The organism is Serratia sp. Ser99 (genome assembly GCF_024519545.1).
Lineage (GTDB): Bacteria > Pseudomonadota > Gammaproteobacteria > Enterobacterales > Enterobacteriaceae > Serratia > Serratia liquefaciens.
Genome location: NZ_JALJRT010000003.1, coordinates 293,324 through 304,726 on the forward strand (window position 1 = coordinate 293,324; position 11,403 = coordinate 304,726).

Genomic DNA, 11,403 nt, shown 5'->3' on the forward strand with positions numbered 1-11,403 from the left:
ATTTGTTATATTATAACATATGTGGCAATCGCTGATTTATCACCGTTTTCCACCTCTGAGCTCAGCAAAGCGCAGTCTTAACCTTGCATTAGATCAGGCTTCGGGTTTCAATACGCTGCTGGGTGAACAACCTTAACCCTGGTTATCATTTTTGTTATCACGCACACCACGGAATGTCCCGATGCTAAAGATTTTTAATACCCTGAGTCGTCAAAAAGAGGAATTTAAACCCATTCATGCCGGTAAAGTGGGCATGTACGTGTGCGGGGTAACCATCTATGACCTGTGTCATATCGGACATGGGCGTACCTTCGTTGCTTTCGACGTGGTGGCACGTTATCTGCGCTATCTCGGCTACTCGCTGAACTATGTGCGTAACGTCACCGACGTTGACGACAAAATTATCCGCCGCGCGACTGAAAATGGCGAAAGCTGCGATCAACTGACCGCACGCATGCTGGCGGAGATGCACGCCGACTTCGATTCTCTGCTGATCGAACGCCCGGACATTGAACCGCGTGCGACCCAGCATATCGCCGAGATCATTGAGATCACCCAGCGCCTGATCGATCGCGATCACGCGTATGTGTCCAGCAACGGCGATGTGATGTTCTCCATCGACAGCGATCCGCAATACGGTTTGCTGTCACGCCAGGATCTGGATCAGCTGCAGGCCGGTGCGCGCGTGGAAATCGACGACGTGAAACGCAACCCGATGGACTTCGTGCTGTGGAAGATGTCCAAGCCGGGCGAACCGAGCTGGGCGTCGCCTTGGGGTGCAGGGCGTCCGGGTTGGCACATTGAATGTTCTGCCATGAACTGCAAGCAGCTTGGTACCCATTTTGATATCCACGGTGGCGGTTCCGATCTGATGTTCCCGCACCACGAGAACGAAATTGCCCAGTCGAGCTGCGCCCACGACGGCCCGTACGTCAATTACTGGATGCACTCCGGCATGGTGATGATCGACAAAGAAAAAATGTCGAAATCCCTGGATAACTTCTTCACTATTCGCGACGTACTGGGTTACTACGACGCTGAAACCGTGCGTTACTTCCTGATGTCCGGCCACTATCGCAGCCAGTTGAACTACAGCGAAGAGAATCTGAAGCAGGCCCGTACCGCTCTGGAACGCCTGTACACTGCGCTGCGTGGCACAGATGCCAACGCCCAACCGGCCGGCGGCGACGTGTTTGAAGCCCGTTTCCGTGAAGCCATGGACGACGACTTCAACACGCCGGAAGCTTACTCGGCGCTGTTTGATTTGGCGCGTGAGGTTAACCGTCTGAAAGCTGAAGACCTGACGGCGGCGAACGGCATGGCTGCAGAACTGCGCAAGCTGGCGAAGGTGCTCGGTCTGCTGCAGCAGGAACCTGAACAGTTCCTGCAGAGCGGCGCACAGGTCGATGATGCTGAAGTGGCGGAGATCGAAGCCTTGATCAAGCAGCGTAACGATGCGCGTAAAGCCAAAGATTGGGCGTTGGCGGATGCCGCGCGCGATCGCTTGAATGAGATGAACATCGTGCTGGAAGATGGCCCGCAGGGAACCACCTGGCGCCGTAAGTAATCCGCTTTAGGCTACAAACAAAAAAGGCGCTGAGTTAATCTTCAGCGCCTTTTCTATGGAGCGGGGTTTACGGCTTAACTACAACCTTACCGCCGTTAAACTCCACGACCTGATCGGCAACGATTTTGCAGCGTTTGCGCGTTTCGACTTTGCCGTTCACTTTCACCTGCCCATCGGCGATGACTTCTTTGGCGGCACCGCCGCTTTCACACCAGCCCTGGAATTTGAGCAGGTCGCACAGTTCGACGTGCGGGTGATTATCCAGATTAAAAGTTTCCATACTGCCTTACTTATTTAGGTTGAACGTCGTGATATTCCTCGCAGGCCTGCAAGGTATTTTGGATCAGTGTAGCAACGGTCATTGGACCCACGCCACCCGGAACCGGAGTTATGTAGGCGGCGCGTTCGCTTGCGGCGTCAAAATCCACGTCGCCGACCACTTTACCACTTTCCAGACGGTTAATGCCGACGTCCACCACGATAGCGCCAGGTTTTATCCAGTCGCCCGGAATAAAGCCCGGTTTGCCGACCGCCACGACCAGCAGATCGGCGTTTTCAACGTGGTGGCGCAGGTTCTTGGTGAAACGGTGGGTTACGGTGGTGGTGCACCCGGCCAACAGCAGCTCCATGCTCATTGGGCGGCCGACGATGTTGGACGCGCCAACCACTACGGCATTCAGGCCATAGGTATCGATGTTGTAACGCTCAAGCAGGGTGACGATACCGCGTGGGGTGCAAGGGCGCAGTTTTGGCGCACGTTGGCACAGGCGGCCAACGTTGTACGGATGGAAACCGTCGACGTCTTTATCCGGATGAATACGCTCCAGCACTTTGACGTTGTCGATACCGGCCGGCAGCGGTAGCTGCACTAAAATGCCGTCGATCTCGCCGTCGGCGTTCAGCCGATCGATCAGCGCCAGCAGTTCAGCCTCACTGGTGGTGGCAGGCAGATCGTAAGAGCGGGAGAGGAAGCCCACTTCATCACAGGCGCGGCGCTTGCTGGCGACGTAAATCTGTGAGGCGGGGTTCTCGCCAACCAATACGACAGCCAGGCCCGGAGCGCGTTTTCCGGCGGCCAGACGTTGTTTAACTTGCTCAGCCACTTCGTTTCTAACCTGCTGCGCAATCGTTTTACCATCAATAATCTTTGCTGACATCAGTGAGGAAATCCATCAATTAAGAAAAGCGGGGGATGACACTATTTTGTCAGAAGCGGAGCGCGCTGTCAGGCGCTGAATCGCGATCGGCGGTGTTTGCCAGGTGTGATTTACGCTTTTTTTATGCCAACGACAGGATCCTCTACGCCTTTTTTACCGCTCGCTGCGTAAGCTGTGGCTATTCACACTGAGGACGGGAGTCAAAATCATGATGCTCATTACCCGGTTGCACTTTTTACACCTGCCTGTTGATAGCCAGGCATGCCAACCAAGACACGTGGGGGAAACGGTATTCGATTCGTCCTTGCATCCGGCTGACGTTGCGCAGCTGATTGCCCTGCATCAGCTTGCCGCACACAAAACGCCGCCTTCATGGAGAACGCGCCTGGGCGCATTGTGCCGGAGGTTGCGTGCATGAGAAACATCAAAGGGATGGGTTTTATGCTGCTGGTATGGGGGCCAATGGCGCAGGCTTCGTTAAATGCCGCACCGGTTAGCGCAGCCTTACTGCAGCCGTTATCGGCGGCTTGCAACCTGTTGGCGGCTCAGCATGCCGATTGGGGAAACATCAACGCGATGGTGCGCTCGGCTCGAGTTTGCCTGCAGCGTCCGGCAGAACAGCAACAGTCGGATCGTATGCCAGAACAGGCTGATGCCGGCCTGGTACAGCGTAACAGCAGCCTGTTACCGGACTTAACCCAAGGGAAATGACGCGGTTAACTCAATGCGGGGCGGCGGTAATGACTGAAAATTCATCATAAAGCACGGCTGCTGACGTAACGTCATGAAAAGGCATTGACTCAATGATCTCTGACCGTATAATCCAACCCGCAACTCCCGGTTGCCGCATCCCAATGCGCCCTTAGCTCAGTTGGATAGAGCAACGGCCTTCTAAGCCGTAGGTCACAGGTTCGAGCCCTGTAGGGCGTACCATTAAGAAACAATGACTTACAGCCATCACTCAAGCTTCTCAATTTCAATATGGGACAGATTTGGGACTAAGCCTCCAAAAATCGCATCGATCTGCCTCACATGTTCAGTTAAATGATTGAGTTCCAAATGCGCGTTACGCTGAACCATTTCAAGGCTTTCCCAGCCGCCCATTTCCTGAAGGGCTGATAAAGGTACCCCTGCCTGAACTAACTAGCTTGCCCATGTATGGCGAAGGTCATGAGATCAAAAATCAGTTATTCCAGTCCGCTGCTTATCTGTATTCCATGCTGAGTTATCGTCAACGCGCATTTGCTGGTGCCATACCTCCGTCAGGACGTTTGCGTGCTGTAATATGTACAAAAACATACCCCTAGTAGCGACCAATCTGATCCCGCACGTTTGTAAGCAGTATCGTTAGGAGCTGTACCAATGGTTTTCATCGACTCGTTTACGTCTGGGGCCGAATCCTATTGTCATGGCATTGTGATCTTATTTTTGTATCAGAGAGGGCACAACTCAACTAAATGGTAGGAAGACTAGGGTTTGTTTAACTTAAAAATGCAAGTTAACAATGAATTATCAAACATAGTTTATTAACTAATCCTAGTGAGGCTCAACATGAATAATATCTTTTCTGGTTTTGACGCTAAAATCTTGGCCGAGGCATTTGGTGTAAGCCGCGAAACAGCAGTGAAACTCCAACAGGAAAGCACCAAGCAAGGTAATTTGCTGACAGTCGTGCAGGCGTTGGTTCTTCAGAATCCGATTGGGCTGTAAGCAACCCAGAGTCAGGGGGCTGCGTGCAACTGAAGGAAGAATGCATAAAATTTCCCAAAACATAATTTAAGGCCGCATAAGCGGCCTTTTTCATTTCTATCACCCTGCATCGGGGCAGAGTCCAGGGAGGGGAAGTTATGGAAATGCCAAATGGTCACCATAGCTGGGATGACATCAGTGACATTCTCGCAGTTTTCTCACCGGCGGGAACTGGCTTGGTAACAAAACGCCGAGCAGGGAAATATGCTTGTGCAGCAGTCAGGACCGATCAGCATCTTGCACACGGAAGACACCCGAAATTGCGCAATCATGGCAAAACATCAGCAGAGAGAGCAGCCATTACATCAGGAGAGTGAAATCTATCAGCGGAAATCAGGATGCGATCAAAAACAATAAATGCGCTGCTGAGCGCATCCCTGATGAATGAGTGGAACGGATATAAACGTCGCCAGCGCCAATCGTCTTTCTGCTCCTTGAATTACTATTCAGCCTTACGAACAATCAGCGTTGCAAGGTGATATCAGGGTAATATCGGCAGTTATACGTTGGAATTGAAACCGGCTTTATCAATCTCACCAACCCAGTATCCAGTCTGATCCAATGGTGTGAGAATCGCACACATTGAAAAGAGCGTTCCATTAAATTGCAATATGATTTCTCTGCACTTGCCAATATGAATTATACGAATATGAATAATTAGCTTCTGTAAGGAGGGGGTCGTGGGATGCATTGTTTGTGAACTAAAGAGCTCAAATAACTATGAAGTGAAAACAGAAGAGGATTATAGGTTAGCTCTATCTCTTGCATCGGCAGGGTTGATCACTCTTTCATTTGGTGGGGAAGGGGCTTCGTGTTTAAAAATAAAAAATAAGTTCATCCCTGTATACATTTGTTCGGCGACTTATAAGTTAAAGATGATTTTGGGAAAAGACTTGATTTAGCGTTTAAATTTAGCATAAACAATTACTTGCATTTGGACGACGTTCTGCGATTAGCCTGATGGTATTGCAGGGGCATTCAGTGCGTGTCATCGACAATGCTGACGTATAATCCTCCTCAATAGTAGGATCCTATGTCATACAACCCCGGAAATTAACCAAAAGAAGAATATGGACAAGGTGAACCTGGATCTTACGGCGCCAGGTTTAGCGAACAAAGAGCGTATTAACCAGCCAGTGATAGCTATTAGGTGGAGAGAGCAGCCTAGAGATCTGCATGAATACTTTCTTGAGCGTGTGGCACATTGGACTACTTAGAGGTGAGTATAAGGCTATCAATAGGATCCGAGCCGATTTATCAGAAAATGGTAGAAGCCAACCATAATAAATAACAGAACCCGCTACGGCGGGTTTTTAAATGGGAGCAATTCATGGAAAAAAGAAAAGGATGAAAGCCATGAAAGGGCCATATCCTCCACTGCAGTTTATTTAAGGCCATCAGCTTACTCCATATATCGGCCAGATTCCTACGAACAAGGTGCGTGATTGGGGGCAACGATAATTCTTCAGCGATAGTTGAGCCGTTGTTCAGTCGTGGTTAGTGGTCGGTTACGAACGGAACTGCGTAATACGTTGCTGTATTTTTCACCGGGGCTTTATGTACAAATAACCATATATGATGATTGCCAACCTGTCGCCGCAGAATTGCGCGATAGGTGTCGTTGAGAGCGACAACTATCGCGCGGCCAGATTTGCTACCCTCTGAGCACCAGCCTTGGCAGCATGAACCTTGCTGCAAGTGTCAGCCCCCTAGACTTCTCGCACGAGCGCTAGCCAATACGACCCACAGAAAATGAATCTATAATGGCCGCCCTGAGCGGCTCATGATGTGTTAGTGCATTCAGACGCTTGCCTGCGGTTTGCCGGAGAATACTGACTAAGGGTTGTTTCTATTATCCAGACTAAACCCGCCAGCCCCTAAGAGAAACAGGGCGATAAAACCACCGGACATCGTGATGTTTTTCATCAGCATCAACTGACTTTGTAGGTCGGGACCACTGTGAAAAATCAGTCCTGAGATGATACAGAATCCGAAGAACAGAATGGCGACAATCCTCGTCTGAAAGCCCAGTAAAAGAGCCACACCGCCGCCTAGCTCGGTTAATATCACCAAAGGCAATAATATTGCTGGTACGCCCATCGACGCCATATACTCAGCTGTCGCGTTATAAGCCGAAATTTTACCTATTCCAGCAATAATGAATACAGATGAAAGAAGTACTCTCATTAAAACTGACACTAAACCGAAGAATAATTTGTTGTCGATGATATTGTCAATTTTGCCTTTTATAGACATTAACGCTTCCTCAAAATATTAAATAATATACACATTAAAAATCAACGGCCAGTTTGTAATTACACACCGGGCCGCGTATTCAATGGCTCGCTGATGGTGGTGGCTAAACCCTGGGCTGGGGGAGTAATAGTTGTGGCCTGAATAAAAGTAAAGAGTGCTTAAACAATAAACTAACGACGTTATTATCCCCCCGCATTACGCTCACATCTTCTTATTCTCAGTGCTCGCCTGCTTATTCATGATGTCGTGCTCAGCGGGAGGGCTACCATATAATTGACGTAAGGATTTTGGTATATGCCCATTGTTATCGATTATATTATAATGCTCACCCACTTCAGCCGTCAGTAATGTACTGCCGGATAAGGCCTTTAAGTTAGGGTCGCTAAATAGCGCCCAAACCACGCGTCCACAGAATTCAGGGCTCTCAAATCCTAATGTGTCACGGAGCGCGCGCGTTTTCGGGTCTGAGTTGGCAAGCTCAACCATCGTCTCTGTGGCTACGAAACCTGGCCATAGGGATACGGCGGAAACGTTAAAGGGGGCGAAGTGCTCGGCGTAGGAAGCGGCCAATTTATCCAGGCCTGCCTTTGAAGCGTAATAGGCTGGATCATGCACCTTCGCATCGGCATAGAAAGATACGTTGACGATTAACCCGCGCCCACCGGCAAGCAACAAGCGCGCCGCATGCCAAGTCGCAACATGATGGGAACGTAAGCCAACATCCAGTATATCGGCAAGATGGATGGTGGCTTCCCAAAAGGGTTTCACTCCCATTTGGCTGTTAAGCGTGGTGGCATTATTGACGAGGATATTGAGATAACCGTGCTTCTGCTCCACCTGTTTAAATAGGCGTGCTATCTGCGCATCGTCAGACATATCGCAAACAACCGCTACTCCTTGCCCCCCCGCGTGGGTTATTTCACTGACCACCTTTTCGACTGACTCCTGGTCACGACCGGTAACATAGACAATCGCACCTTGCCGTCCCAGTTCCTTTGCTATTCCCTTACCTATTCCCTTGCTTGATCCTGTAATAACGGCGATGACATCTTTTTCTGTTTGCATTATTTGCTCCTGATGACAAGGGCCAGGGCCTTCATCTTCGCTTAAACGGTGACAACAATTTTGCCTAGCTGGGCGTTCGCTTCTAGATATTGATGTGCCGCAACTATCTGATCAAACACAAAGGATTTCGCTATAACCGGCTTTAATTCGCCACGACTAAGCGCCGCCAAAATAAAGGTTTTAGCGTTGGCGAGGCGCGCCGCATTTCCTACAATTTCGCTGTAAGCAAATCCCCTGATTGTCAGGCCTTTCGGGATCGCCAAATTTGCCGGGAAAGGGGTGTTTTCACCGCTCAGATTGCCGTACTCTATCAGCGTGCCTCCGGGCGCCAAGATCTCGCATAGCGTGGGCACACCTTCCCCCCCAATACAATCGAAGATAACTCGCGGCGGCCTATCGCCGGTGATTTCTTTAACTTCAGCTACGCTTTTCTCACCCTGGGAAGTGACAACCCATGATGCACCGATATCGAGTAACGCCTGGCGTTTGGATTCGGTTCTTGAGGTTGCTATCACCCGAGCGCCAAGCATGTTGGCAATTTGAATCGCGGCGATACCAACGCTACTGGAAGCGGCAGTGACCATGACATAGTCGCCAGAGGTCACTTCTGCAACGTCAACCAGTGCCCCATATGCCGTGATGTACTGCATCCACGCCGAGGCTGCTTGCTCCCAGGATAAATTTTCCGGATGCTTAACCACGTAACGGGCTGGGTAGTGAATAGTTTCACCATAGGTGGGCCACCGATCCATAGCCAGTGAAGGGATAACACTCACCGCGTCGCCAGGGATAAGGCCTTGCACTTGTGCACCAACGGCGTCGATAATCCCGGCCGCTTCATAGCCCATTCGCTGCGGAAATACCGGAGGAAATGCATACTTACCGCGACGCAGTAGTGCCTCCGCCCGATTTAAACCGATAGCTTTCACCTTAATACTGACCTCATCGGCGGCTAAGGCAGGGAGATCCACGTCCACAATTTTTAATACATCTGGTTCACCGACACGATCAAACTGGATAACCCGCGCCATTTTGTTCCCCTTTATATAAAACACGTAAACTAATACGAATTTATGACTGGAGTTTTTGACACAAAAATAAGTGTAATTTTATGCCTGTTCCATTATTTCATGCGTATGACGGTTTTCCCCCGGTATCCTCCGCTCTTGACGGAGTCCAGCGCTAACGAAGTATCCTTTAAATAAAATACTCGCGGAGGCGTGAAGGGAATCTCACCTTTGGCAATCTCTTTCGCAATAGAATTCAATTTGGCAGGGTCAAATTTCATTTGAAAAAATGTCCCTTTTCCTGGTTGGCTGTCAGGTATTTTTTCTGCGATATCAACGGCAACAGAACTTACAATTCGGCCGTTTGGCGCCAGAGTGTTCCAGAGTGCTTCCAGGGAGCTTCCACCGACCAAGTCAAGAACGAGGTCAACTCCCTTTATCATCGATAAGGCATGAGCGTCGTTATAGTCAACGACATCTGTGGCACCCAATGACTTGACATAATCTCTGTTTTTTTGCGAAGCCGTAGCGATGACCTTTGCCCCTGCGCGATGAGCCAAAGGAACAGCCAAAGAGCCTACTCCGCCAGCCGCACCCTGGATCAAAACGGTTTGCCCAGCCGTTAATTCCCCGATATCAAATAACCCCGTCCATGCCGTCGAGCCGGCAACCGGCAGGGTTGCTGCGACGGTTTCGTCCAGATCATCGGGGATGGGGATTAACAGTTCCGGCTCAATTTCTATCGTTTCGGCAAATGCCCCGCGGTTCACAGGCTTCCCTATCACGCGATCGCCGACGTTGAAGGTGGTGACGCCAGCCCCCACTTCAACAATCTTTCCTGCGAACTCGCCACCCAAAATACAGGGAAAAGTTAATGGGAATATATGCTTAAGCAGGCCATCACGCAGTTTCCAGTCTAATGGATTAACCCCTGCGGCGGCGATCTCCACAATGACCTTGCCCGGTGAGACCTGGGGCCTGTTGATGGGCTGAATTTTGATCGTGCCCTCAGCGCCATAACTATACATAACTGCTGCTAATTGCTGATTCATGTTGATCTCCTAAGCTATTTTTTCACTATATCCGTACCAATAATAATTAATAAGATGCTAAATTATGGACGCCGCGGACCAAAAATGAGACAGCTCATGAATATGAATGCATTGCAGGACTTCATAAGTGTGATTACACACGGCAGCTTCAGCGCGGCAAGTCGCGCAACGATGACGCCTAAAGCCTCTATTTCACGGCGGATCCGTCAGTTGGAAGATGAACTGCAAACGCGCTTGTTTGAACGCACGAATACCGGTTTCACCTTGACCGCCGAAGGAACCCTGCTATTCGAGCGGATAAAGCCTTTGGTTAACGAGCTCAACGACATCAAAACTGACATGATGGAACAGACCGGTAGCCCCTCAGGAAAATTACGGATTAGCGTTCCTCCCGTTATTGCATTTGATACCTTGGGTAAACTGGCTGCTCGTTATAGAGCGCTTTACCCATTGGTCGAACTTGAACTTATTGCTGACAGCAGATTGGTTGATCCTATTCGAGAAGGTTTCGATGCCGTTATTCGTGTAAATCCGATGGCGGATGAAGAGATGATAGGTATAAAAATATTCAAAGAGACATTAATATTTGTTGCGTCACCGCAATATAGGGAACAACTGGCTTTGGGAGACCCGCTCACAGAACTTCCTTTCATCAGTATTGGAACGCACTGGAAACCGAATCAAATTAGTACCGTTTTGGATGGGGAACCACGACATTTCAATGTGAACACGGAGTTATATATCTCCTCTCCGTTTATCACCCGTTCCACCCTCATTTCGGGAGTCGGTTCCGCACTGCTACCGGAAGCTTTGGTCGCCGATGACATCAAAGCCGGCAGGTTGCTTCACCTGGGGGTAAGTGAACAGCCAGAGCTGATTTTATGGTGCCTCTATCCGAGTAGACGCTATGTCACCGGAAGATTAAGAGCCTTTATTGATTTATTGAAGGAAACATTTTCACAGGAAAGCAGTATTCATCATTAACGGTTCGAAAAACAAAACCGGCGATCCTGTCGGGTAAGCAGTGAATGATGGCTGCACTTAAGCGTGCAAGCAGCCATTGAACCGCCTGCAACGCTGTCCTCCAGTCCCTGGCTCGAAAATCCATTTAATTACCCGGCTAACGACTATGTTGGCTGCCGACGCTGTGCTAGTTTCTGTAGCAAATCATCAGAATGCAGGACATAACATGTTGAGTTTGTTTGTTTACGGGACGTTAGGGCCAGGGCGGCCAAACGCGCACATCATGGAAAGTATCGGCGGGGGTTGGGAAGAGGGCAGTGTGGGAGGAACGCTGCTGAATGCAGGGTGGGGCGCCGAAATGGGCTATCCGGGCATCGTGCTGGATAACAGCGGCAGCCGGGTTCAGGGTTTTCTGTTTCGTTCCGACAATCTTGCCGCCCACTGGCAAACTCTCGATGAATTTGAGGGAGAAGGGTATGAGCGGGTGGCCGTCAGTGTGACTACGGCAAGTGGCGACGTCGTCGATTCGTTTATCTACATGCTGAAGCAATAACGCCGCTGCCGTTGCTAATATTTAGCTCGGGAAC

The 11,403-nt window shown here is 49.9% G+C and carries 12 protein-coding genes, 1 tRNA gene and 2 pseudogenes; 7 read left to right on the plus strand and 8 right to left on the minus strand.

Translation table 11 applies throughout. The features are described from left to right. Nucleotides 1-181 precede the first annotated feature (181 nt). Nucleotides 182-1,567 (plus strand): cysteine--tRNA ligase, encoded by a 1,386-nt coding sequence (gene cysS, locus NR114_RS09055; RefSeq protein WP_256814069.1) that lies wholly within the window; start codon nucleotides 182-184, stop codon nucleotides 1,565-1,567. Nucleotides 1,568-1,634: 67 nt separating this feature from the next. Here the strand turns inward: cysS and ybcJ are convergent, their stop codons facing one another. Together ybcJ and folD are read right to left on the minus strand one after the other, a co-directional pair. Further along, nucleotides 1,635-1,847, minus strand: a complete 213-nt coding sequence (gene ybcJ / locus NR114_RS09060; RefSeq protein WP_012005606.1) for a ribosome-associated protein YbcJ — start codon at nucleotides 1,845-1,847, stop codon at nucleotides 1,635-1,637. Between the two features lie 10 nt (nucleotides 1,848-1,857). Beyond that, the gene (gene folD, locus NR114_RS09065) at nucleotides 1,858-2,724 is read right to left on the minus strand and encodes a bifunctional methylenetetrahydrofolate dehydrogenase/methenyltetrahydrofolate cyclohydrolase FolD (protein ID WP_020825565.1); all 867 of its coding nucleotides are present in this window, start codon (nucleotides 2,722-2,724) and stop codon (nucleotides 1,858-1,860) included. Nucleotides 2,725-3,138: 414 nt separating this feature from the next. Here folD and NR114_RS09070 point away from each other — a divergent pair, with 414 nt between their 5' ends. Next, the gene (locus NR114_RS09070) at nucleotides 3,139-3,435 is read left to right on the plus strand and encodes a hypothetical protein (RefSeq protein ID WP_020825567.1); all 297 of its coding nucleotides are present in this window, start codon (nucleotides 3,139-3,141) and stop codon (nucleotides 3,433-3,435) included. Nucleotides 3,436-3,580: 145 nt separating this feature from the next. Further along, nucleotides 3,581-3,657, plus strand: a tRNA-Arg gene (locus NR114_RS09075). A 24-nt stretch (nucleotides 3,658-3,681) separates the two neighbouring features. On the opposite strand, the pseudogene NR114_RS09080 reads toward NR114_RS09075, so the two are convergent. After that, nucleotides 3,682-4,115: pseudogene (locus NR114_RS09080) on the minus strand (tyrosine-type recombinase/integrase); the annotation flags it as partial. Nucleotides 4,116-4,275: 160 nt separating this feature from the next. Between NR114_RS09080 and NR114_RS09085 the strand changes: the two are divergent. Together NR114_RS09085 and NR114_RS09090 are read left to right on the plus strand one after the other, a co-directional pair. Continuing rightward, nucleotides 4,276-4,434: a hypothetical protein gene (locus tag NR114_RS09085; protein WP_234529949.1), complete on the plus strand. Its 159-nt coding sequence runs from the start codon at nucleotides 4,276-4,278 to the stop codon at nucleotides 4,432-4,434. Nucleotides 4,435-5,543: 1,109 nt separating this feature from the next. After that, nucleotides 5,544-5,690 carry a DNA polymerase III subunit theta gene (locus tag NR114_RS09090; RefSeq protein WP_169534190.1) on the plus strand — a complete coding sequence of 49 codons (147 nt, stop codon included), beginning with the start codon at nucleotides 5,544-5,546 and terminating at the stop codon, nucleotides 5,688-5,690. Nucleotides 5,691-6,027: 337 nt separating this feature from the next. On the opposite strand, the pseudogene NR114_RS09095 reads toward NR114_RS09090, so the two are convergent. The 5 genes and pseudogenes from NR114_RS09095 to NR114_RS09115 all read right to left on the minus strand — a co-directional run. Continuing rightward, nucleotides 6,028-6,135: pseudogene (locus tag NR114_RS09095) on the minus strand (hypothetical protein); the annotation flags it as partial. Between the two features lie 174 nt (nucleotides 6,136-6,309). Beyond that, on the minus strand, nucleotides 6,310-6,729 hold the full coding sequence (locus NR114_RS09100) for a DoxX family protein (RefSeq protein ID WP_217330899.1): 420 nt from the start codon (nucleotides 6,727-6,729) through the stop codon (nucleotides 6,310-6,312). Nucleotides 6,730-6,930: 201 nt separating this feature from the next. Further along, nucleotides 6,931-7,794, minus strand: coding sequence for an SDR family NAD(P)-dependent oxidoreductase (locus tag NR114_RS09105; protein WP_234529953.1), 864 nt, complete (start codon nucleotides 7,792-7,794; stop codon nucleotides 6,931-6,933). 41 nt (nucleotides 7,795-7,835) lie between these two features. After that, the gene (locus NR114_RS09110; RefSeq protein WP_234529956.1) at nucleotides 7,836-8,825 is read right to left on the minus strand and encodes a zinc-dependent alcohol dehydrogenase family protein; all 990 of its coding nucleotides are present in this window, start codon (nucleotides 8,823-8,825) and stop codon (nucleotides 7,836-7,838) included. Nucleotides 8,826-8,917: 92 nt separating this feature from the next. Next, nucleotides 8,918-9,853, minus strand: a complete 936-nt coding sequence (locus NR114_RS09115; RefSeq protein WP_234529957.1) for an NADP-dependent oxidoreductase — start codon at nucleotides 9,851-9,853, stop codon at nucleotides 8,918-8,920. A 96-nt stretch (nucleotides 9,854-9,949) separates the two neighbouring features. Here NR114_RS09115 and NR114_RS09120 point away from each other — a divergent pair, with 96 nt between their 5' ends. Both NR114_RS09120 and NR114_RS09125 read left to right on the plus strand, forming a co-directional pair. Further along, nucleotides 9,950-10,837, plus strand: coding sequence for a LysR family transcriptional regulator (locus NR114_RS09120; protein WP_234529959.1), 888 nt, complete (start codon nucleotides 9,950-9,952; stop codon nucleotides 10,835-10,837). A gap of 205 nt (nucleotides 10,838-11,042) precedes the next feature. Then, nucleotides 11,043-11,369, plus strand: a complete 327-nt coding sequence (locus NR114_RS09125; protein WP_256824830.1) for a gamma-glutamylcyclotransferase — start codon at nucleotides 11,043-11,045, stop codon at nucleotides 11,367-11,369. The last annotated feature ends 34 nt before the right edge of the window (nucleotides 11,370-11,403 follow it).

Bases quoted from the DNA above. Each gene is read 5' to 3' on its own strand.
- ybcJ (WP_012005606.1), bottom strand. From the start codon at position 1,847: ATGGAAACTTTTAATCTGGATAATCACCCGCACGTCGAACTGTGCGAC.
- NR114_RS09100 (WP_217330899.1), bottom strand. From the start codon at position 6,729: ATGTCTATAAAAGGCAAAATTGACAATATCATCGACAACAAATTATTC.
- cysS (WP_256814069.1), top strand. From the start codon at position 182: ATGCTAAAGATTTTTAATACCCTGAGTCGTCAAAAAGAGGAATTTAAA.
- NR114_RS09110 (WP_234529956.1), bottom strand. From the start codon at position 8,825: ATGGCGCGGGTTATCCAGTTTGATCGTGTCGGTGAACCAGATGTATTA.
- NR114_RS09115 (WP_234529957.1), bottom strand. From the start codon at position 9,853: ATGAATCAGCAATTAGCAGCAGTTATGTATAGTTATGGCGCTGAGGGC.
- NR114_RS09125 (WP_256824830.1), top strand. From the start codon at position 11,043: ATGTTGAGTTTGTTTGTTTACGGGACGTTAGGGCCAGGGCGGCCAAAC.
- NR114_RS09070 (WP_020825567.1), top strand. From the start codon at position 3,139: ATGAGAAACATCAAAGGGATGGGTTTTATGCTGCTGGTATGGGGGCCA.
- NR114_RS09105 (WP_234529953.1), bottom strand. From the start codon at position 7,794: ATGCAAACAGAAAAAGATGTCATCGCCGTTATTACAGGATCAAGCAAG.
- folD (WP_020825565.1), bottom strand. From the start codon at position 2,724: ATGTCAGCAAAGATTATTGATGGTAAAACGATTGCGCAGCAGGTTAGA.
- NR114_RS09090 (WP_169534190.1), top strand. From the start codon at position 5,544: ATGGACAAGGTGAACCTGGATCTTACGGCGCCAGGTTTAGCGAACAAA.
- NR114_RS09120 (WP_234529959.1), top strand. From the start codon at position 9,950: ATGAATATGAATGCATTGCAGGACTTCATAAGTGTGATTACACACGGC.
- NR114_RS09085 (WP_234529949.1), top strand. From the start codon at position 4,276: ATGAATAATATCTTTTCTGGTTTTGACGCTAAAATCTTGGCCGAGGCA.